The organism is Streptococcus ictaluri 707-05 (assembly GCF_000188015.2).
Taxonomy (GTDB): domain Bacteria; phylum Bacillota; class Bacilli; order Lactobacillales; family Streptococcaceae; genus Streptococcus; species Streptococcus ictaluri.
This window is the reverse complement of record NZ_AEUX02000006.1, coordinates 81,343-102,126: the sequence shown is the minus strand read 5'-3', so window position 1 is coordinate 102,126 and position 20,784 is coordinate 81,343. Positions and strand designations below refer to the sequence as shown.

Here is a 20,784-nt window from a genome sequence, read left to right as displayed (position 1 = left end):
AGAGCTTTTCCTTTTGTTAATGTGAGATGAGGTTTAGCATTTAAGGTTTTGTTTGAACAGAAAAGATAGGCTTTGCTTATTTCCTTAAAGTATTCAATTGAATTTTTTAAATGGTTTCATTAAAAAACTTTGCCACGAACTGATAAACTTTGTCACTCCAATCATATAGACCTTCACCCTCATAATTTATATAATGAACCTTTTGATATAAGGATTTAGGAATGACATTTCTAAAATGTGATTTCAAGTGTAATGGAATAATACAGGCATAAAGTTTGTCTAAACTCAATTCAGTTTCTACTTTAGCTGGATGGTAACCATCAAAGACATATCCAACAGTATCAAGGATATCTGAATATTTAAAATGAAAACTAATCCCAGGAAGAAACTTTTCATGTAATTCTTCAATCTTTGGACTTCTCTCTAAAAATCTTTCCATTGCCAATCGGTACCCTGAAATTGTGTTTGACCATCCTAACATCACGTATTTAAAATAATCAGAAGGGTCCCCTGCGGCATTCCTTCTACTGTTTTCTAATAGTTTTTCATCAGAATGAAAAACTTTCGTCGCTGACATTATTTTTTCCAACTCAAAAATACCTCTTGCTGCTTTTACTGTGCAGGTGTGACTAAGAAGATTACAATAAATTGACTCCCCAAGCTCATTAAAAGTTGCAGCAACGTTTTTTTGACTTGGTTTAAAAGGGTAACTCGAAGAATGATTTTTTAAGTAAGCCTGCACTTGACTTAAGATATTTAAATCTTCACAAAAAATATCAGTTTTACGATGATAATATTTCTCATAGGAATAAAAAGCAAGTATTCTCTCGAGTTCCCAATCTTCTATTTTAGGATAATTAACAAGAGCTAAAAAATAAGTACCACCCCATTGAAGGCTATAGTCTTTTTTGCAAATATCTAATTTCATTTTCGAACCCACTAAAATTCTCTTTATATAGATATAATCTAAAATACTGTATTCTCTTCCAATGTAAACTTGACATTATCTTCAATCCACTGACGACGTGGTGCCGCTTTGTCACCCATAAGGACAGATACTCTGCGCTCTGCTCTTGCTAAGTCATCAATGGTTACACGAATAAAGGTACGCGTTTCTGGATCCATGGTCGTTTCCCATAATTGATTGGCATTCATTTCACCAAGTCCTTTATAGCGCTGCAATACAGCTCCTTTACCATAAGCTTTTCTCAAGTCTTCTAATTCCCCATCAGTCCATGCATAATCGACCTTTTCAGACTTGCCTTTACCTTTAGACATTTTGTATAAAGGAGGTAGGGCGATATAAACATGTCCTGCTTCTACCAAGGGACGCATGTAACGATAAAAGAAGGTCAACAGCAAGGTTTGAATATGAGCTCCATCGGTATCCGCGTCGGTCATGATAATGATTTTATCGTAATTAATATCCTCAAGGTTAAAATCAGCACCTACACCTGCCCCGATAGTATAAACCATGGTATTAATTTCTTCATTTTTGAGAATATCAGCCATTTTCGCTTTTTCAGTATTTAAAACTTTACCACGTAAAGGTAAAATAGCCTGAAACTTACGATCACGCCCTTGCTTGGCAGAACCACCGGCAGAATCCCCTTCGACTAAATAGAGTTCATTTTTCTTTGGGTTTTTGGACTGTGCAGGCGTCAGTTTACCAGATAAGAGGCCCTTATCTTTTTTGTTTTTCTTGCCGTTACGTGATTCATCACGCGCCTTACGAGCAGCTTCTCTGGCATCGCGAGCTTTAATCGCTTTTCTGACCAAGTTCGATGCTAATTCCCCATTTTCCAATAAAAAGAAGGTTAATTTTTCTGAGACGATACTATCTACAATGGGACGAGCAAGTGGGCTACCTAATTTATCCTTTGTTTGCCCTTCAAACTGTAAGTGTTGCTCAGGGACTAAGATTGATAGGACAGCTGATAGGCCTTCGCGGTAATCCGAGCCTTCCAAATTCTTATCTTTTTCTTTTAAGAGGTTCGTTTTTCTGGCATAGTCATTCATGGCTTTGGTGATAGCTGACTTGAGTCCTGTTTCATGACTACCGCCATCCTTAGTACGAACATTATTAACAAATGATAGAATATTGTCGGAAAAACCATCATTATACTGTAAGGCAACTTGAACTTGAAAATCTTGATCTTGCCCTTCCATGTAAATAACTGGAGTTAACATTTCTTTGTCCTCATTCAGATAGGAAACAAAGTCTTGGACACCGTTCTCGTAATGGAACTCTTCCTCGATTGGTTCATCACCACGATCATCCTTCAAGGACATTTTGACATTTTTCAATAAGAAAGCAGATTCTTTCAAGCGCTCTGCAATGGTATTAAACTTAAAGTCTGTTGTTGAAAAGATCCGTTCATCAGGCATGAAGGTGACAATCGTTCCTGATTTTGATTTAGGGGCTGTTCTGATTTTCTCTAAACCTGTGACAGGCTTTCCACCATCTTCAAATCGTTGCCTAAAAACAGCACCATCTCTTGTAATTTCAACTTCTAACCAGGCAGATAGGGCATTAACGACTGAAGAACCAACACCATGTAAGCCTCCAGACGTTTTATAACCACCTTGTCCAAACTTACCACCAGCATGCAAGATGGTAAAAATCACTTGAACTGTTGGAATTCCCATAGCGTGTTTTCCTGTTGGCATCCCACGACCACTATCTGACACACTGACAGAGCCATCTTTATTAATGGTTACTTTAATCTCATCTCCAAAGCCAGATAAGGCTTCATCAACCGCGTTGTCAACGATTTCCCAAACCAAATGATGAAGGCCAGTCGCATCTGTGGATCCTATATACATGCCAGGACGTTTACGAACGGCATCTAACCCTTCTAAGACTTGAATGGCATCGTCATTATAATTAGTTACGCTTATTTCTTTCTTAGCCAAAATTGACCTCCAGATTTTTTCATCTTTTTTATCTTACAAGTTTTTTAAGAATTTTGCAAAGTAATTCGCTAATTTTTCTTAATTCTTTTCAATCACTAGTTTCTCAAATCATGATTATGGTATAATATAAGGTATGAAATTGATATTATTAATCACAATAGCCTATATACTTGGTTCTATCCCTACAGGGCTCTGGATTGGCCAATATTTTTATGGCATAAATTTACGCCGACATGGTTCTGGAAACACAGGAACAACTAATACTTTTCGTATTTTGGGTGTCAAAGCTGGTTTAGCTACCTTGATGATCGATATCCTAAAAGGAACACTGGCAACCCTCTTACCAATGATTTTTGGGGTAACCGCTCTTTCACCAGTTGTGATAGGATTTTTTGCGGTTTTAGGCCATACTTTTCCTCTTTTTGCTCAATTTAAAGGTGGTAAAGCTGTTGCTACTAGCGCTGGGGTTCTTCTTGGTTTTGCGCCTTTTTACCTGCTTTTTCTAGCAGTTCTCTTTTTAGTGACCCTCTACCTTTTTAGCATGATTTCCCTAGCTAGTATTACAGTTTCTGTTTTAGGTGCTCTTACTGCCTTGATTTTCCCTGCTTTTTCCTTTTTACTCCCACATTATGATTGGTTTTTAACTCTTATGATTTTGCTTATGGCGAGTTTGATTATCGTCCGACATAGAGACAATATCCAACGTATCCAGAAAAAAAAAGAAAATCTGGTGCCTTGGGGGCTTAATTTAAGCGGACAAAAACCTAAAACTTAACATTATGTTTTCATTAAAAAAATACCATTAGACTTCATGCTAATGGTATTTTTTTCAACTTAAGCCCGATAAACAATGTCACCACGACAAATGGTGTACTTAACGACTCCCTTTAATTGTTCACCAACAAACGGTGAGTTACTCGCTTTTGAAGCAAAATCATGACTGACAATGCGATTCTCTTGATCTGCAAAAATGACAATATCTGCTGGTCCTTCTTCAGCTAGATATCCTGCCTCAAAATTATATAATGATGCAGGATTTATGGTCATTTTTTCTAAGAAAGACATGAGGGATAAGTGCCCAGGCTCGACTAAATTGGTCAATCCTAAAGATAAAGAGGTCTCTAGTCCTGTCATTCCAGAAGGCGCTTGAGTCATATCAGACACTTCTTTTTCATCTCGATGATGTGGCGCATGATCAGTTGCTATGATAGAAATGACTCCTGATTGTAACCCCTCAATAACAGCTAATCTGTCTTTTTCAGTACGAAGTGGAGGATTCATTTTAGCATTGGCTCCTGCCACTAATAAGAGGTCTTCTGTTTTAGAAAAATGCTGCGGTGTCACTTCAGCTGTGACATCAGCACCCAATTCTTGTGCAAAAGCAACCACTTTTACAGACTCTGCTTTAGACAAGTGCTGGATATGAACGTGAGCTTGACAGTCATAAGCAATCATGACATCTCTAGCAATCATGCTATATTCCGCAACACCCGTTGCTCCACAAAAGTGAAAGGCTTCTTTAGCAATGTCTTCGTTAAAACCAAGAACGCCATTTAGTTCTGGATCTTCTTCATGAAGAGAGATAAAAGTCCCATTAGCTTTAGCTAATTGCAAGGCTTCTTTTAAGACTTTTGCGCTTTGAAGCGGTATACCATCATCTGTAAAACTAACAGCGCCAGCTTCCATAAGGCTTTTAAAATCTGTCAGCTGTTGCCCATCAAAATGCTTGGTCACACTAGCATTTGTGTAAATGTTGATGTTTTCTTTCGCTGCACTGGCTAAGACCTCTTTTAGGATCTTGGCATCTGAAATAACGGGATTCGTGTTAGCCATCATAACAACCGTTGTCACTCCTCCAGCTGCTGCCGCTAAGGCTCCCGTATGAATGTCTTCTTTATGCGTTTGACCAGGTTCTCTAAAATGGACATGAATATCTACTAAGCTCGGTGCTACTATAAGGCCAGTAGCATCAATAACGTCTGCATCTGGACAGTCAATTGAAGGGGCAATTCTAACAATTTTTTGATCTTCAATCAATAAATCTGCCCCCTCATCTCTTTTGGTTTTAGGATCAATAAGGCGTCCATTTTTTATCAGTAACATGTCTTCCCCTCTTCTTGTAAGCTTATGACAACCAGTCAATAGGACTTAAACCATCCTTTACCAAGTAAGCATTTGTTTTTGAAAATGGCCCACTTCCAAAAAAACCACGATAAGCTGATAAGGGGCTTGGGTGTGCACTCTCTATAATATGATGCTTAGAATGCGTAATGAGGGCTTTTTTCTTTCTAGCATAAGCTCCCCAAAAAATAAAGACTACAGGTTCTTCCTTGTCGTTGAGAACTTTGATCACAGCGTCAGTAAATGGTTCCCAAATCAGTCCCGCGTGCCCGTTGGCTTGCCCAGCAGGAACGGTCAAAGACGCATTCAACAGCAAAACCCCTTGTTGTGCCCATGAGGTTAAATCATGTTGCTTTCTATCTCCCAGATCAGTTGCTAATTCTTTCAAAATATTTTGTAAAGAAGGTGGTGCAGGCAAGTCATCTGGAACGGAGAAAGAGAGGCCTTGTGCTTGCCCTGGTCCATGATAAGGATCTTGACCTAATATTAAGACCTTAGTCTTTTCTAAAGGAGTACTTTGTAGCGCTTTAAACACATTTTCACGGGCAGGGTAAATTGTCCCTTCTGCGTATACCTGATCTAAAAAGTGATTGATTTTAGCATAATAATGCTCAGGTAAATAATCTTTAATCTCTTGATGCCAGCTAGAATGAATCATTTTATACCTTTCTTCTTCTTTTCAAATTCTCAAAATTCAAGGAATGATAACTTTTTTCAACTATTTATTACTTCTTTCTCACTAGTTTATCATATTTTGGACTTAAAAAAACCTAGAAACAGTTTTTCTAGGGTTAATATTCGGCTTTTCAGTTTAACTGAGGCTCAGTTTGTTTTCTAGATAAGATTGGAAGTGTTCAAAAATCACGCACAAAGACCAATAAATAAAAGCAACCAATACATACATAGACATATAGTCCCACTCTCTTCCACCTACAATTTTGGCATTTTGAAAAATATCCGGTACTGTAATCATAGCAGCTAAAGAAGAACTTTTTATCATATCAATCACAACATTGCCAAGAGGTGGAATGGCAATCCTTAGGGCTTGAGGTAAAATCACCTTCTTAATGACTAAACCCTGAGGTAAACCAAGTGCCATGGCTGCTTCCCATTGCCCCTTATCCACGGCATTAATGGATGAACGAAAAATTTCAGATATATAGGCCGAACTGACTAAGCTAAAACCAATATAAGCACACAATAGAGCTGGTAGTTGCACTTGAAAATAAGGAAGTCCAAAGTAAAGCATAAAGAGAACCACAATCATAGGAACTCCCCTCATCATGGAGACATAGGCTTTGACAAATTTCCTAAAAACATAATATTTAGAGCGACCTAAAATGGCTAAAAGAATGCCTAAGCTGACTCCTGTTATGAAACTAAGACCTGCAATTCCAAGTGTGTATGGTAAACCCGATAAGACAAAAGTCAAGCTTTCTACAATTAATGACAAATTGATAAACATGTCGATTCTCTTTTCTAACGCAAGGAATTAGTCAACATCAGAAACGTCAATTTTTTTGAAGTCATATGTTTTTTCCTTTGAGACATCTTGGCCTGCAAAGAATTGTTCTGATAATTTTTTCAAACTGCAATCTTTTTTCATTTCTTTAAGCGTTTGATTGACCTTAGCTTGTAAAGTAGTATTGCCTAATTTTATCGCAAAATTAGATTCTGAAGGATTGTAGTAAACCCCTTTTAGAACTTTTACAGGAATATCAGGAAGAGCTTTCGATGCCATAGATTGTAAGTAAAAATCATTCAAAATAACATCTGTACGGCCATTAGCAACGTCTTTAAGGTATACATCGTTCGTCACGTTGTCGTAGATAACCAGTTCAGCACCAAATTTTTTGGCCACCTTCATGTAAGAAGTGGTTGAAGCTCCGGCTGCTTTTTTGCCTTTCAAATCTTTTAAAGATGTGATACCAGAATCGTCAGATTGACGAACAATCATTGATCCAAATGAGTATTTGTGAGCGTCTGTGTAAAGAAACTTCTCAGCATTTTTGCTATCTTTTTCAATAGAATAGGCAGCAAGATCTACCTGACCACTATTTAAAGCTGATAGCATCCCATCCACACCCATTTCTGTAAATTGAAGATCCAAGTCCAGTCTTTTGGCAATTTCTTTAATAATTTCAACATCGTATCCCGTTAATGCATTGGATTTATCATGAAAAGATTGCGGATAGAGGGTTCCTGATGTGGCAACTTTTAAAGTGCCTCGCTTTTGGATGGCTTTCCAGTTAGCATCTGCATCTGAGCCTTTATTAGTTCCGCAAGCCACTAGTAAAATGCTCGCAAGTATAGCTGTGATTGTTAAAACTAATCGTTTCATTTTTGAACTTCCTTTACCTTCCTTAATGACGTTTTTTATTCTACTGATGACGTATCAATAACTGGAATTTTTTTCATTTTTCCAAAAGCTTGGGTTAAGTCTTGTCCAGCATAATAAGTTTTAGAGATTTTTTTAAGACTACCGTCTTTTTTCATTTCCTTAATAACAGCATCAACTTTTTCTGCTAAAGCCTTATCCTTTTGACGCATAACAATTCCTTGCTTGGTTGGGTTATATTGGACATGGCTCATCTTGATATTCATATCAGGATTTTTAGATAACATGTAATCCACAAAAAGTTTTTGAGCGGGATAGTCATTAGGAATAAAGTCTGTTCTGCCATTGGCGACATCATTAAGGTAAACATCACCCGTAACATTATCATATGTGACTAACTCGGCTCCTTGCTTTTGAGCGACCTTCATGTATTCTGTTCCAGAAGCCCCGGCTGCTTTTTTACCCTTCCAGTCACTTAAATCTGACTTAGATATATGGGAGCTTCCATCTGCACGGACAATCATGCCTCCAACCCCATATTTATAAGGTGTTGACATATGATATTTCTTTTGGCGTTTTGGTGTGATGTCAAAATTGTTAAGTGACATATCCACTCGGCCACTATCTACTGTTGTAAATGCTTGATCAAAACCAGTCTCAACAAATTTAACCTTGATATCAAGTCTTTTAGCGATTTCTTTAACCATATCCACTTCATAACCGACTAATTGGTTCTTATCATTGTAATAAGAAGTTGGCTGATAAGTTCCTGGTGTAGCAACTTTTATCACACCTTCTTCTTTAATCTTATCCCAACTGTTATCTTGGGCAGTTTTATGAGAGGAACAGGCTGATAAGAAAAGACCAGCAAGTCCGATTGATAGTAAAGCTACTTGTTTTTTCATAGAAACTCCTTTTCTTAATAAAAATAGTATAACATTCTAATGTCTCAAAGTAAGTGGCAAAGACTTGGCATTAAAAAAAGCTAATCTATAATAGATTAACTGTTTTATAATATTTTTACTGTGGAACTTTTAGAAGATTAGCTTCTTCAAAGCGTTCTGCTAAAGCTAGAAGAAGGTCTTCACGTCCTTTATTGGCAAAGAATTGAATTCCCATTGGTAGTCCCTCTTTAGTCTCATAAGTAGGCAGACTTATGGCAGGATTTCCGGTTAGATTGGCAATAGCTGGGTAGGGATTGATGGCTAAACTGCTCTGAAACATGTCTTCAATTAACTGCAATCGTTCTTCGGGACTAAACGCTTCTGAGTGACTTAATTGATTTAACAAGGGCTCTGACACCTGCAAAGCGCCATGCTTAGGAGCTGGACTATTAGTTGTAAAAGTCAGCAATAAATCATAGTTTTGATGAAACTGAGCCATTTTGGCACTGTATTTATCCCAATTTTGTAAGGCTTTTGAATAGTGAGAAGCTAAGATTGGCTTACCTGCCTGATAAATCGCCCAGGTCATGGTTTCCATATCATCCTTAGTAACAGCTCGACCAAGTGAAGCCTCGATATTGTCAAACATCGCTGCTGTCTCAACAGCATTCATCACATAATAATCTCTAATCACCTCAGACATGTCAAATGGTAATTCCTCTAAAGCAATCACTTGGTGACCTTCTTGCTCTAAAAATTGGCTAGCCTTTTGTAGTGCCTGTTGGCTATCCTCTGATGCCAAGTGCCCATCAATCAATTTCTGATAAACGCCAATCCTTAGAGGTTTTTTAAGTGGAGCCATAAGAGCTTTTTCTGATAAGGGGTTTAAAGGAAAAGGACTTTCCGGTTGAAAAGCTTGCAATCCTAAAAGAAGATTACGGGTGTCTCTGACTGACTTGGTTAGAGCAAAATGCACCGAAGCTCCTTGCCAACCACGATATGAACCAGGTCCTGCTGGAATACGTCCTCTGCTTGGTTTTAACCCTATTAAACCATTAAAAGAAGCAGGAATACGAATCGATCCCCCTCCATCACTTGCTGGAGCTAACTGGCTAATTTCTGAAGCCACCAAAGCAGCCGCTCCTCCAGAAGAGCCACCCGCATTACGACTGTGATCTTTAGGAAGGTTAACGGACCCGTGTAACCGACTATCACTGATATTTTTAAAACCAAATTCTGGTGTATTGCTTCTTCCCAAAATAATGAAACCAAGGTCTTCTAAAGCCGTCACAAGATAGTCCGTTTTTGAAGCGCGGTAATTAGCAAACAATTTAGCCCCAGATGTGGACGGTTGTCCTTTTTGTTCTTGACCTAAATCCTTTAAAAAAATGGGTACTCCTGCAAAAGCTTTATTTGTAAAATCTCTTTCACTAGTTTCTTTTAAAGCCTCTTCAAAGCGCTGACTGGTAATGGCATTTAAACTAGGATTCAGTCTCTTGGCCTTTTCGATGGCATCTTCTACTAGCTCTTGGGGACTAACATGTCCTTGTCGTACTGCTTGAGCCATTTCACTAGCATCTGTATATGTCTTCATCGCGTCCCTTCCTTGCTAACAATTCAGTCCTATCTGTCTTACTGTTTTCAAATTAGTTTTATTTAACCACAAATGAATTGAAATAGCTATTGGAAAAAACGAAAAAGGCATCACTTTTATTAACTGATGCCTTTAATTCATTCTGTAATGACTGCTATCTTTTCCTATTGGATTGTAAAGCTGTCCAATAATAAGCCACTTCTTGATAACCTTGGTGTTGATACATGAGTCGATTCTCTTCCTCTGTAATCAAAATAATCTGTTCGAAGTCCTTGGAAGCTCTTCTTTGCAAGGCAGAACCGATTCCTTGACCTCGATAGTGACTTAAAACACTAAAGTCATCCATTTCAATAAAGTCACCACATTCCCAAGCTGTGATATCTCCAACGATTTGATCCCCATCTATGGCCAGATAAATTCTAGACTCAGACTTCATGAGATTAGCTTTGTTGTCAGCTAACATCTGTTGGGCATAGGACTCACCATATTCTAAATTAGCTTCGTATTTATAGGCTAAGTAAGATGGTAGAAGGTCATCAGATAATGCTTCAATACGAATATGTTCCTGTTTTTGAGGGCTTAATTTAAGATTAGTAATCTTATTTGTAAAAATCAAATGATTTTCTAAATCAAAGGCCTCATCAGCCAAATAAGTCTCAATACTCTCTGGTAAGGGAGCATTTTTAGCAAAAAAGATAAAAGCAAACTGACTAGGATAGTCTTTTTGTTCTTCAGTCAAATAGGCTAAATCTTTTTTTAATTCCTCTATCGTTGGCATCACATGGTAACTTAAATAATTGGAAAAGTAGCGTTCGTTAGTAATGGAATTTTTATAATGGGTTACTTTTGGAAAAACGCGATAGGGCTTTTCCTGACTCTCTAATAATGCCTTGTAATTCATCTTTTGCCTCCTTCAAGTCATCTAATCTTGCCAATTGTCCTGATTTTCTTTAAATTGTTTCAATAAACGTAAACCTTCTTCATTAATGTAGTCTTGCTCTTTAGCTACTGCAATTAAGGCTGAATAATGACTTAAGGTGTCAAGTTTGATACCAGCTGTTTGAAAACGTTTATCAGCTATTGGCAATTCATAAGTGAAGATAGCTACGACACCTAGAACCTCTGCACCTTCTTTAATAGCAGCTGCAGCAGCATCTAAAACAGAGCCACCCGTTGAAATCAAGTCCTCTACAAGAACCATTTTTTGTCCTTTGAGCACTCGTCCTTCTACCTGATTTCCGGCACCGTGATCTTTTGGTTTACTTCGAATGTAAGCAAAGGGCAGGTTCATTTTATCCGCAACAATGGCACCATGAGGAATACCAGCCGTTGCTGTCCCTGCAATGACTTCCACTTGAGGATAATGCGTTTTTATAAGGTCCACAAAGCCATTTTCAATTAAAGTTCTTGTTTCTGGGTAAGATAAGGTGATACGATTATCGGTATAAATAGGTGACTTAATCCCTGAAGCCCATGTAAAAGGATGCTCAGGCTTCAAGTAAACCGCCTCAATCTTTAATAAATCTGATGCAATTTGAGATGCTAATGTCATGACTGTCCTCTTTCTCTTTAAGTTAATTAGTGGAGTTAAACTGTCCACTCCGCTTTAATAGCAGCGTATGCAGCTACTGGGTCTTTGGCTTGTGTAATGGGCCGTCCTATGACGATATAATCGCTTCCTATTTGTTTAGCTTCTTTCGGTGTCATCACTCGCTTTTGATCCCCATTATCACTTCCCTTAGGCCGAATGCCTGGAGTTAAACAGCAAAACCCTTTAGGAGTTGCTTTTTTAATAGCTTCCACTTCTAAAGCCGAGCAAACCACCCCATCTAGTCCTGCCTGAGCAGTTCGTTTGGCATAGTGGAGAACAGATTCCAAAAGGCTGGTTTGAATATTTTGATCCTCTTGCATTTGCTTTTGACTAGTAGAGGTCAATTGCGTCACAGCTATTAGTATAGGACCATCTCCCAAACCTCTTCTAGCTGCTTCAAGCATTTCAACTCCCCCTGCTGCTTGAACAGTTGTCATATCAATAGCCATATTAGCCAATACCTTCATTGTGGCTTCAACTGTATTTGGAATATCATGCAATTTCAAATCCAAAAAAACACTATGCCCTAAGCTTTTGAGATAGTGGACCACTTCTGGTCCTTGGGCATAATACAATTCCATACCAATTTTAAGAAAAAGTTTCTCATCTTCTGGAAAAAGAGATAGAAATGCTTTCACTTTATCAAAAGTAGGAAAATCTAAGGCAATAATGGGACGTTCTTCGCACATTTGGAACCCTTTCTAAATTTGCTAGCTGATCTTAATAACAAAAAACCTCATTTCCAAAGAAACGAGGTTACACAAAATGAAGAGACCTATTGACTCTTTTTCTTCTTGTTTACCTTGTTCACCTCTCTGGACTCACTTAAAGGAAATTATTTTTAACCATTATACCCTTTTTAGAGCTCAACTGTCAAAACTTTTCTTAAAAAGAATCCTATTCTGATGAGCGATTCAATTGTAACTACCACTTATTCAAGTGGATCATTAAAAAGGTAGTAAGATTTCTTGACTAAAAAACCCTATCTAAAAAGATAGGGTAAGTAACAAGAATATGTAAATCAAAAACTTCGACTTAGTCCTTTTAGAAAACATTCAAGAGGCTAAGTCGAAGTTTGAATTATTTGATCATTAACTTGACTAGCTTCTATCGAAGCCACTTTAGGACTTTGATAATGCTTGATAAAAGCTTCTTCTTCTAGATTCACCATTTTAATATGATCATAAAGTGCTTCTGGCACTGGAGCTTCTTTTAAAGACATTAATATAATCTTTAGTGATGAAAAAACATCAATTAAAACACCAAAGACGCGGACACGTTTATCGCCTAAAATGGCTTGAAAAACTTCTTTTGACTGACATAACTCAATTAATTGATCCAAACCTTTGATCCAATTGTCAACGATGAGCAGGGTTTTGTTCATTAATTTAAATGCCGACTCTTCATACCAAAAAGTTGATTCAATTAAACGCTGTTGTTTATCAAGAGTATCAATTTTGGCTACAATATCACCCAATTCTGATTGAACTAAGTGCGTTGGAAATTCACTTCCTAAAATGGAAGGCGTTCTCTCCACCAATTTCAACTCATCACGAAATAAGGTCAAATAGTGAATACTGACTAATAATTTTTGTATTAAGATTTGATGACTCTTTTGTCCAGTTACATTCACACGACCACCACCTTTTTGACTAGTAAATACCTCGCTTATCAATACTATTAATATAACACAAGAGACTTAAAAGGGCAATGAAACAGGATAAATGTTACGGATAACAGGAGTCTATTTAGCTCATTTTTTTAGCCACATCAAGCACTTAGAGCTCTATAAAAATTTCTAACTTCCTAAGACTTCCACTTGCTTCTTTATTTTTTTTGAGATAGACTGTCAGTATGAGAATTCAACAGTTACATTACATAATTAAAATTGTAGAATGCGGTTCTATGAATGAAGCTGCTAAACAATTGTTTATTACCCAACCTAGTTTATCCAATGCTGTTAAGGATTTGGAAAAAGAGATGGGCATTACCATTTTTATTCGAAACCCTAAAGGCATCACTTTGACCAAAGATGGGGTCGAATTTTTATCTTATGCTAGACAAATTATTGAACAAACCTCTCTTTTAGAAGACCGTTACAAAAATCAAAACCAAAATCGAGAACTCTTTAGTGTCTCTTCTCAACATTATGCCTTTGTGGTCAATGCCTTTGTCTCATTGTTAAAGCGAACTGACATGACTCAGTATGAACTGTTTTTAAGAGAAACTAGAACCTGGGAGATCATTGATGATGTTAAAAACTTTCGTTCCGAAATTGGGGTACTGTTCATTAATGATTACAATAGAGATGTTCTCACTAAACTTTTTGAAGACAATCATCTAACTGTTTCAAGGCTCTTCAAAGCACACCCTCATATTTTTATCAGTAAGGCACATCCTCTCGCTCATAGAAGTTTATTAACAACTGATGATTTGATTGATTTTCCTTATCTTAGTTATGACCAAGGTCTCCATAACTCCTTCTATTTTTCTGAAGAAATGATGGCTCATATGCCTCATAACAAATCAATCGTTGTTAGTGATAGGGCTACGCTTTTTAATTTGATGGTTGGACTTGATGGCTATACAGTGGCAAGTGGTATTTTAAATAGCCATCTTAACGGCGATCAAATTGTTGCCATTCCTCTTGATGTTCCTGATGATATTGATATTGTCTTTATCAAACACGAAAAAGCTAATCTGTCTAAAATGGGGGAACGTTTTATTCATTATTTTCTAGAAGAAGTTAAATTTAATCAATAAAAAATGAATAGGTTACACTAAACTAGACAGAATTTATAAAGTGTTCTACACTAAAGAAAATAGGAGAATATTATGTCTAGAAAAATACGACGCCACTTCACCGATGACTTTAAGCAACAAATCGTTGACCTTCACAATGCAGGGATGAAACGAAGTGAGCTTATCAAAGAATATGAGTTAACCCCATCAACCTTCGATAAGTGGGTACGTCAGGCTAAAACAACTGGTTCCTTTAAAACTATTGATAATCTTACAGATGAGCAGCGTGAACTGATTGAACTCCGAAAGCGTAATAAAGAACTCGAAATGCAGTTAGATATCCTAAAGCAAGCGGCGGTGATTATGGCACGAAAAGAGAAGTAATCACTGCTAATAAAGACAAATATAGCATTTCAGCCATGTGTCGTTGGTTGAACATTCCTCGTTCTAGCTATTACTACAAGGCTGTTAAACCAGTCTCTGAAGCGGAACTTGAAGAAAATATCAAAGCTATTTTTCTCGAAAGTAAGGCCAGATACGGGGCTAGGAAAATCAAGAAATGTTTGGAAAATGAAGGCATCCAGCTGTCTCGTCGTCGGATTCGTCGCATCATGCACAAACTCAACTTAGTATCCGTTTATCAGAAAGCAGCCTTCAAGCCACATTCAAAAGGGAAGAATGTGGCAGCTATTCCTAATCACTTAGCCAGACAATTTCATCAAGAAAAGCCTCTAAATGCTTTAGTAACAGACTTAACCTACGTTCGTGTCGGTAATAGCTGGGCTTATGTTTGCTTGATTATTGATCTCTTCAATCGTGAAATCATCGGTTTGTCAGTTGGTTGGCATAAGACCGCCGAATTGGTTAAACAAGCGATTCAGAGCATCCCTTACGCTCTGACCAAGGTCAAGATCTTCCATTCTGATCGTGGGAAGGAGTTTGATAATCAGCTGATTGATGACATGTTGGAAGCTTTTGGAATCAATCGTTCTCTAAGCCAAGCAGGCTGTCCCTATGACAATGCGGTAGCTGAGAGCACCTATCGCGCTTTCAAAATTGAATTTATTCATCAAGAAACCTTTCAGTCACTGGAAGAATTAATCCTTAAAACGAAAGATTATGTGCACTGGTGGAATTACCATCGCATTCATGGCAGTCTCAACTACCAGACACCCATGACATGGAGATTAATTGCTTAAAGAAAAAAGCACTTTATAAATGTTGTACAGAAAAGTGTTGCCTTTTCAAAACACCATTTCAAAATGGTGTTTTAAAGTGTCTGTCGTATTAAATCAGAGGCATTAAATGCCTAATTCTTTTTCGATAATAGCATTGACTTGATCAAAATAGAATGGCTCTCTTTGGTAGGAAACTCCAGAAAAAGTTGCTAACCTAATAATACCCTCTAAAAAAACTTGTGAGGAAAAATGCGTAGTTCGGTGCAGTTCTTCTTCATCAAATGGCTTAATTAAGTGTGCTGAAGGGTTACGTACAGACTTTTCAAATTTTCTAAGAGTCACTACTAATGTTTTGATTTCCTCTGAAAGATTAGATAAAACTAATAAATCGGCCAAACTTCTTGTGGTCACATTTCTAGATTGCCTTTGAGAAAGATAAGTTTTAAAAACCTCAAGATTAGAGTCTAACATGGCCTGAAAATTCCAAGTATCATACTGATCATTTTTGGCATCAAAAATATAAGACTTGAATTGCGGAACTTCCTTTTCCATCAATCTCAGAAACAATCGGTAAAGAATGGGAGAGACAGATCTTACAAAATCTATGATGTCACCGTTCTTAGCTTTGACTTCCAAATCTAAGATATAATTAGCTATCTGTTCCTCTTCTGGATTAGCATTCATGATTAAGTTAATATCATAAGCTTCTTCAATCGCTTTATTTTGTGTATTGTGTTGAAAGAGATAAGAGACATTTAACTCCCGTCTTTCTTTCAAAAGCTCAATTAAATAAAGGGCTTTATTTGGAAATTCAGGTAAGGATTTAGCAATTTTATAGGCGTGATTATAAGCATAGACATCCAAAAGGATGTCTATTGTTTTAGTTATATCAGTCATTTGCGATTAAAGTTTCTAAACCAACCTTCATCATATCTGTGAAAGTTGTTTGACGTTCTTCTGCAGTTGTATCTTCACTTGGGTCATTCAAGTTATCAGAAATTGTCATAATACCAAGTGCTTTGACATGATGTTGTGCAGCATGATAGTAAAGTGCCGCTGCTTCCATTTCAATGGCTTTAACACCAAGTTTTCCAAGTGCCATATTACGTTCTGGCATATTAGAGTAGAAAACATCTGATGAGAGCACGTTTCCAACGTGAGTCGTAATTCCCATTTCTTTTGCAATATGATAAGCCTTATCTAAAAGACCAAAATCAGCAATTTGTGGGAAATCAAATTCTGGGAAATCATTACGAATAATATTTGAGTTTGTCGCAGCAGCTTGTGCCAAAACCAGTTCACGAACGTGGACATCTGGATCAATAGCACCAGCGGTACCGACACGAATCAATGTTTTTACCCCGTAATCAACAATCAATTCACGGGCATAAATCGAAATAGAAGGCAATCCCATACCAGTTCCCATGACAGAAACACGGTGACCTTTATAAGTTCCAGTATAACCAAACATGTTACGCACTTCATTGAAGCAGACAGCGTCTTCTAAGAAATTCTCAGCGATAAACTTGGCGCGAAGAGGGTCACCAGGAAGTAAAATTTTATCAGCAATTTCGCCTGGTTTTGCAGAAATATGAATAGACATTATTAAGATATAAAGGGCGACAGAGAACAAAGTAAAAATAGGAAACTGACGACGCATCCCAGATGCTAGACAGTTTATCTTTTTTACACAGTTCTCCGCCAGTATTCAATTCAATGAATACAGTTAGCCCTACCTTTCCTTTTATTTTGTAAAAAGATCAGAGAGCGAACAGAAAGCGACTGAAAATTAGGAACCTGAGCAGAAATCCTGATTTCTGACGAGGGTTATCTATTTTCCAAGCTTTCCGCTCGAGTTCAAATTTCATCATACTAAAGACGTTAAGAGGACAAAGGCAAAATAGGAAGTTGGCAGAAAATCCTGATTTTCTCGACAACTTATCTTTTTGACCAAGTCCTTAGCACGAGTTCGAACCAATGAATACAGCTAGCCCTACCTTTCCTTTTATTTTGTAGAAGGTTAGTGAGCGAACCCTAACCTAACCTTACTGAGTATTTATTTTAAACTGTTATTTTAGAGTTCAGTTAGGATTGCTTTTACTAATCCTTTGAAGTCTTCTTTGATATGTTGTGTGACTTCAACCACTTCTTCGTGGTTCAATTCTGATTGGAAACCAGCAGCAAAGTTAGTAATGGCAGAAATACCTAGAACTTTTAATCCAGAATGTGCTGCTACAATAACTTCTGGGACTGTTGACATTCCAACGGCATCAGCTCCTAGCACTTTAAAGGCACGGATTTCTGCTGGTGTTTCATAGGTTGGTCCCGTTAAGCCCATATAAACACCTTCTTCAAGTGTAATACCTTTGTCTTTGGCCACACGGTGAGCAATCTCACGATACTCAGAGGTATAAGCATTTGACATATCTGGGAAACGTGGTCCAAATTCTTCTAGGTTTTCACCGATTAATGGATTGTTACCTGTCATATTGATATGGTCTGTAATAGCCATTAAAGTTCCAGGACCACAACCAATACCACCTGCAGCATTCGTCACTACTACACCTTGACAACCTAGGGCTTTCATCACACGAACCGGGAAGGTCACAGCTTCCATTTTGTTACCTTCATAAAAATGGAAACGTCCTTGCAAGGCTAAAACTTTACGACCAGCCAAATCACCATAAATCAATTTACCAGCATGACCAACTACTGTTGATTGTCCCCAATTGGGAATATCTGCGTAATCAATAACAATTGCATTTTCAACTTCTTCAGCTAGCTCACCAAGTCCTGATCCTAAAATCAGACCAAACTCAGGTGCACTCACACCCTGTGCTAATAAATAATCTTTTGTTTCTGTAATTTTTGTCATCAGTGACATCGAAAATCTCCTTTATTTTAGATTGGATAAACCAATTCCCCATCTTCTTTTGTATAGGGACTAGGCAAGGGAATAGGAAGAATATCTAATAAAGTTTCAGAAGGTCGGCAAAGCTTGACTCCTTTTGAAGTTACCACAATGGGACGATTAATCAAAATAGGATTTGATACCATTATGTCTAAAATCTTTTCCTCACTTAAAGACAAATCCGCTAAATGATGGCTATCAAATTCAGGAACATTAGTCCGTAAAATATCTCTAGCGCTAACTCCCATTTCAGCCAAAAGCTCTTCCAATTTGTCTTGACTTGGAGGCGTTTTTAGGTATTCAACAATTGTTGGTTCAATCCCTGTATGACGAATCATGGCTAATACATTTCGGGACGTCCCACAGTTTGGATTATGATATATGGTGATTTCTTCCATAATTTCCCTTATCTATTTTAGTTTAAGTGATTAAGGAAGGATTCCCCAATCATAGCTGTTTCTACACTAAAGTTTTCAGCAATTGTAGCAGAAATATCTGCAAAATGACCTTGTGGAATGACACCATTTCCAGTAAAGGAAGCTGAATAAGCTAATAAAGGAATGTACTCACGGGTATGGTCTGTCCCTGCATAAGTTGGATCATTACCATGGTCTGCTGTAATAAGAAGTAAGTCATCTTCTTTCATATGTGCCATAATTTCAGGAAGACGGTTATCAAATTCTTGCAAGCAATCGCGGTAACCTTCGACATCACGGCGGTGACCAAAGTTAGCATCAAAGTCTACCAAGTTAGTGAAAGAAAAACCTTTTGTAAACTCAGGTAATTGCAAGGTTTTGATTAAGGTATCGACACCATGACTATTAGACTTATTGTGTCCCATATCATTTGTGATTCCTGAACCATTAAAGATATCATTAATCTTACCAACAGCATAAGTTGAAATACCTGCTTGTGCAAGTTTATTAAGTACTGTATCTTGGAATGGGGACAAGGCGTAATCATGACGATTTGAGGTACGGGTAAAGTTACCTGGTGTACCCACATATGGACGGGCAATAATGCGTCCTAAGAGTGCTGGACGTTCCAATGTGATTGAGCGGGCATACTCACAAATTCGGTATAATTCATCAAGTGGGATGATCTCTTCATGCGCAGCAATTTGAAGAACTGGGTCTGCTGATGTATAAACAATCAACTCACCTGTTTCCATTTGGCGTGGTCCAAAATCATCAATAACAGCTGTTCCAGAATAGGGTTTGTTAGCTTCACGAATAATTTTGCGACCTGAGAATTCTTCAATCTTTGTTAAGATTTCTTCTGGGAATCCATCCCAGAAAGTATCAAAAGGTTCTGTAATATTCAAGCCCATAATTTCCCAGTGGCCTGTCATGGTGTCTTTACCAAGTGATACCTCTTCCAACTTAGTAGCGTAGCCACTTGGCTCTGCTTCAGTTAGAACTGTCTTTAAAGGAACTGGACGAGAAATGTTTCCAAGTCCTAATTTTGCCATATTCGGAACCGCTAATCCTGCAGTTTCTGAAATATGACCGAGCGTGTCAGAATCTGTATCAGCTACACCGGCATTAAAGAATTTATCAGCATCTGGTGCAGCACCAATCCCAACAGAATCCAAAACGACCAAGTGAATACGATTAAATTTTGACATAAGTCTCCAATCTAGGGGAGGTTACGGTTGGCTCCCCAAAACCTATAAAATATTTAACAAATTTAACTAAGAAATGGCTTATTTATTAGCTTCTAAAGTGCTAACACCATCTTGGCCAGCCACAATTACCTTATCAACCATACCATTAAAGAGGCCATGCTCCACAACACCAACTGTCTGGTCCAACATGTGACCAAAAGCTTTTGGATCTTCAATAGTACCCAAGTCTAAGTCAATGATGAAATTTTGCATATCAGTGACTAAGCGTTGGTCGTCTTTCATTCGAAAAGAGGGTTTGTATTCCGCTTTTTCAAAAACACGAAATAGTCTTTGTGCGCCATATTGCACGACTTCGACAGGTAATTTGAAAGCACCTAATTGGTTAACCATTTTGGATTCGTCTACCACCCAAATGTATTCTTTTGTTGGAGTGGCTACGATTTTTTCCATAAGTAGGGCAGCTCCGCCACCTTTAATGCCATTGAATTGACTATCTACTTCGTCCGCTCCATCGACGGTTAAATCAATACTATCAACCTCATCAATTGATTTCAAAGGAATGCCAAGACCCTGTGCTTGCTTAGTAGTGACACTTGATGTGGTCACTCCAACAACCTTTAGCCCTTCTTCATTCACTCGTCGACCAATTTCTTCAACAAAAAAATAAGTAGTTGAACCTGTTCCAAGACCAATGGTCATTCCATCTGTTACAAATTGCGCAGCTTTAAGACCAGCAATCTTTTTTAGTGCTTCCATGATTCCTCCTTTTGGTAACTTTAAATCCTAACACTTTATTATAACATGAAAGCGCCAACTTGTTAATGAAAATCTCTCTTTGCTCTACCCACTGTCTTTTTCCATTCTCAGATGGTAATACCTTGC

Annotated in this window: 21 protein-coding genes; 3 read left to right on the top strand and 18 right to left on the bottom strand. The window is 37.7% G+C overall.

Annotation, left to right across the window (positions count from 1 at the left end; genetic code table 11):
* Positions 1 to 106: 106 nt before the first annotated feature.
* Both STRIC_RS05540 and parE read right to left on the bottom strand, forming a co-directional pair.
* On the bottom strand, positions 107 to 928 hold the full coding sequence (locus STRIC_RS05540) for a hypothetical protein (RefSeq protein ID WP_040832072.1): 822 nt from the start codon (positions 926 to 928) through the stop codon (positions 107 to 109).
* 38 nt (positions 929 to 966) lie between these two features.
* Complete coding sequence (gene parE / locus STRIC_RS05535) at positions 967 to 2,916, bottom strand: DNA topoisomerase IV subunit B (protein WP_008089374.1); 1,950 nt, start codon at positions 2,914 to 2,916, stop codon at positions 967 to 969.
* 133 nt (positions 2,917 to 3,049) lie between these two features.
* On the opposite strand from parE, the gene plsY reads away from it, so the two are divergent.
* Positions 3,050 to 3,691, top strand: coding sequence for a glycerol-3-phosphate 1-O-acyltransferase PlsY (plsY, locus tag STRIC_RS05530; protein ID WP_008089141.1), 642 nt, complete (start codon positions 3,050 to 3,052; stop codon positions 3,689 to 3,691).
* 59 nt (positions 3,692 to 3,750) lie between these two features.
* On the opposite strand, the gene STRIC_RS05525 is transcribed toward plsY, so the two are convergent.
* From STRIC_RS05525 to STRIC_RS05480, 10 genes are all read right to left on the bottom strand, one after another.
* Positions 3,751 to 5,019 carry a dihydroorotase gene (locus STRIC_RS05525; RefSeq protein WP_008089268.1) on the bottom strand — a complete coding sequence of 423 codons (1,269 nt, stop codon included), beginning with the start codon at positions 5,017 to 5,019 and terminating at the stop codon, positions 3,751 to 3,753.
* A 22-nt stretch (positions 5,020 to 5,041) separates the two neighbouring features.
* Positions 5,042 to 5,695, bottom strand: coding sequence for a uracil-DNA glycosylase (locus STRIC_RS05520; protein WP_008089550.1), 654 nt, complete (start codon positions 5,693 to 5,695; stop codon positions 5,042 to 5,044).
* Positions 5,696 to 5,848: 153 nt separating this feature from the next.
* Positions 5,849 to 6,502 (bottom strand): amino acid ABC transporter permease, encoded by a 654-nt coding sequence (locus STRIC_RS05515; protein WP_008088849.1) that lies wholly within the window; start codon positions 6,500 to 6,502, stop codon positions 5,849 to 5,851.
* Positions 6,503 to 6,529: 27 nt separating this feature from the next.
* Entirely contained in the window at positions 6,530 to 7,378 is an 849-nt protein-coding gene (locus STRIC_RS05510) for a transporter substrate-binding domain-containing protein (RefSeq protein ID WP_008088727.1), read from the bottom strand.
* A gap of 35 nt (positions 7,379 to 7,413) precedes the next feature.
* A complete protein-coding gene (locus tag STRIC_RS05505) occupies positions 7,414 to 8,280 on the bottom strand; it encodes a transporter substrate-binding domain-containing protein (protein ID WP_008089058.1) in 867 nt (288 codons plus the stop codon).
* A gap of 115 nt (positions 8,281 to 8,395) precedes the next feature.
* Complete coding sequence (locus STRIC_RS05500; RefSeq protein WP_008088999.1) at positions 8,396 to 9,853, bottom strand: amidase; 1,458 nt, start codon at positions 9,851 to 9,853, stop codon at positions 8,396 to 8,398.
* Between the two features lie 154 nt (positions 9,854 to 10,007).
* Positions 10,008 to 10,754, bottom strand: coding sequence for a GNAT family N-acetyltransferase (locus STRIC_RS05495; protein ID WP_008089119.1), 747 nt, complete (start codon positions 10,752 to 10,754; stop codon positions 10,008 to 10,010).
* A 21-nt stretch (positions 10,755 to 10,775) separates the two neighbouring features.
* Positions 10,776 to 11,405, bottom strand: coding sequence for an orotate phosphoribosyltransferase (gene pyrE, locus STRIC_RS05490; protein WP_008089426.1), 630 nt, complete (start codon positions 11,403 to 11,405; stop codon positions 10,776 to 10,778).
* A gap of 35 nt (positions 11,406 to 11,440) precedes the next feature.
* The gene (gene pyrF / locus STRIC_RS05485; RefSeq protein ID WP_008089515.1) at positions 11,441 to 12,133 is read right to left on the bottom strand and encodes an orotidine-5'-phosphate decarboxylase; all 693 of its coding nucleotides are present in this window, start codon (positions 12,131 to 12,133) and stop codon (positions 11,441 to 11,443) included.
* A gap of 374 nt (positions 12,134 to 12,507) precedes the next feature.
* Complete coding sequence (locus tag STRIC_RS05480; protein ID WP_008089081.1) at positions 12,508 to 13,077, bottom strand: hypothetical protein; 570 nt, start codon at positions 13,075 to 13,077, stop codon at positions 12,508 to 12,510.
* A 221-nt stretch (positions 13,078 to 13,298) separates the two neighbouring features.
* On the opposite strand from STRIC_RS05480, the gene STRIC_RS05475 reads away from it, so the two are divergent.
* Together STRIC_RS05475 and STRIC_RS05465 are read left to right on the top strand one after the other, a co-directional pair.
* Positions 13,299 to 14,207 carry a LysR family transcriptional regulator gene (locus STRIC_RS05475; RefSeq protein WP_008088765.1) on the top strand — a complete coding sequence of 303 codons (909 nt, stop codon included), beginning with the start codon at positions 13,299 to 13,301 and terminating at the stop codon, positions 14,205 to 14,207.
* Between the two features lie 72 nt (positions 14,208 to 14,279).
* A protein-coding gene (locus STRIC_RS05465) for an IS3 family transposase (protein ID WP_156033570.1) occupies positions 14,280 to 15,385 on the top strand; the annotation gives its coding sequence in 2 pieces (ribosomal slippage) (positions 14,280 to 14,556 and positions 14,556 to 15,385; 1,107 coding nt in all).
* Between the two features lie 102 nt (positions 15,386 to 15,487).
* Here the strand turns inward: STRIC_RS05465 and STRIC_RS05460 are convergent.
* From STRIC_RS05460 to rpiA, 6 genes are all read right to left on the bottom strand, one after another.
* Positions 15,488 to 16,261, bottom strand: coding sequence for a hypothetical protein (locus tag STRIC_RS05460; protein WP_040832070.1), 774 nt, complete (start codon positions 16,259 to 16,261; stop codon positions 15,488 to 15,490).
* Complete coding sequence (gene deoD, locus STRIC_RS05455; RefSeq protein ID WP_040832196.1) at positions 16,254 to 16,967, bottom strand: purine-nucleoside phosphorylase; 714 nt, start codon at positions 16,965 to 16,967, stop codon at positions 16,254 to 16,256. The genes STRIC_RS05460 and deoD overlap by 8 nt, the downstream gene beginning before the upstream one ends.
* A gap of 471 nt (positions 16,968 to 17,438) precedes the next feature.
* Positions 17,439 to 18,248, bottom strand: coding sequence for a purine-nucleoside phosphorylase (locus STRIC_RS05450; protein WP_008089507.1), 810 nt, complete (start codon positions 18,246 to 18,248; stop codon positions 17,439 to 17,441).
* Positions 18,249 to 18,265: 17 nt separating this feature from the next.
* A complete protein-coding gene (arsC, locus tag STRIC_RS05445; RefSeq protein ID WP_008089289.1) occupies positions 18,266 to 18,673 on the bottom strand; it encodes an arsenate reductase (glutaredoxin) in 408 nt (135 codons plus the stop codon).
* Positions 18,674 to 18,690: 17 nt separating this feature from the next.
* On the bottom strand, positions 18,691 to 19,902 hold the full coding sequence (locus STRIC_RS05440) for a phosphopentomutase (protein ID WP_008088805.1): 1,212 nt from the start codon (positions 19,900 to 19,902) through the stop codon (positions 18,691 to 18,693).
* Positions 19,903 to 19,980: 78 nt separating this feature from the next.
* A complete protein-coding gene (gene rpiA / locus STRIC_RS05435) occupies positions 19,981 to 20,658 on the bottom strand; it encodes a ribose-5-phosphate isomerase RpiA (protein WP_008088713.1) in 678 nt (225 codons plus the stop codon).
* Positions 20,659 to 20,784: the final 126 nt, after the last annotated feature.

Coding starts and splice junctions, on each gene's coding strand:
- pyrF (WP_008089515.1), bottom strand. CDS start 12,133: ATGTGCGAAGAACGTCCCATTATTGCCTTAGATTTTCCTACTTTTGAT.
- STRIC_RS05495 (WP_008089119.1), bottom strand. CDS start 10,754: ATGAATTACAAGGCATTATTAGAGAGTCAGGAAAAGCCCTATCGCGTT.
- STRIC_RS05450 (WP_008089507.1), bottom strand. CDS start 18,248: ATGTCACTGATGACAAAAATTACAGAAACAAAAGATTATTTATTAGCA.
- pyrE (WP_008089426.1), bottom strand. CDS start 11,405: ATGACATTAGCATCTCAAATTGCATCAGATTTATTAAAGATTGAGGCG.
- STRIC_RS05515 (WP_008088849.1), bottom strand. CDS start 6,502: ATGTTTATCAATTTGTCATTAATTGTAGAAAGCTTGACTTTTGTCTTA.
- STRIC_RS05540 (WP_040832072.1), bottom strand. CDS start 928: ATGAAATTAGATATTTGCAAAAAAGACTATAGCCTTCAATGGGGTGGT.
- STRIC_RS05520 (WP_008089550.1), bottom strand. CDS start 5,695: ATGATTCATTCTAGCTGGCATCAAGAGATTAAAGATTATTTACCTGAG.
- STRIC_RS05525 (WP_008089268.1), bottom strand. CDS start 5,019: ATGTTACTGATAAAAAATGGACGCCTTATTGATCCTAAAACCAAAAGA.
- deoD (WP_040832196.1), bottom strand. CDS start 16,967: ATGTCTATTCATATTTCTGCAAAACCAGGCGAAATTGCTGATAAAATT.
- STRIC_RS05510 (WP_008088727.1), bottom strand. CDS start 7,378: ATGAAACGATTAGTTTTAACAATCACAGCTATACTTGCGAGCATTTTA.
- STRIC_RS05460 (WP_040832070.1), bottom strand. CDS start 16,261: ATGACTGATATAACTAAAACAATAGACATCCTTTTGGATGTCTATGCT.
- rpiA (WP_008088713.1), bottom strand. CDS start 20,658: ATGGAAGCACTAAAAAAGATTGCTGGTCTTAAAGCTGCGCAATTTGTA.
- arsC (WP_008089289.1), bottom strand. CDS start 18,673: ATGGAAGAAATCACCATATATCATAATCCAAACTGTGGGACGTCCCGA.
- STRIC_RS05475 (WP_008088765.1), top strand. CDS start 13,299: ATGAGAATTCAACAGTTACATTACATAATTAAAATTGTAGAATGCGGT.
- plsY (WP_008089141.1), top strand. CDS start 3,050: ATGAAATTGATATTATTAATCACAATAGCCTATATACTTGGTTCTATC.
- STRIC_RS05500 (WP_008088999.1), bottom strand. CDS start 9,853: ATGAAGACATATACAGATGCTAGTGAAATGGCTCAAGCAGTACGACAA.
- STRIC_RS05440 (WP_008088805.1), bottom strand. CDS start 19,902: ATGTCAAAATTTAATCGTATTCACTTGGTCGTTTTGGATTCTGTTGGG.
- STRIC_RS05505 (WP_008089058.1), bottom strand. CDS start 8,280: ATGAAAAAACAAGTAGCTTTACTATCAATCGGACTTGCTGGTCTTTTC.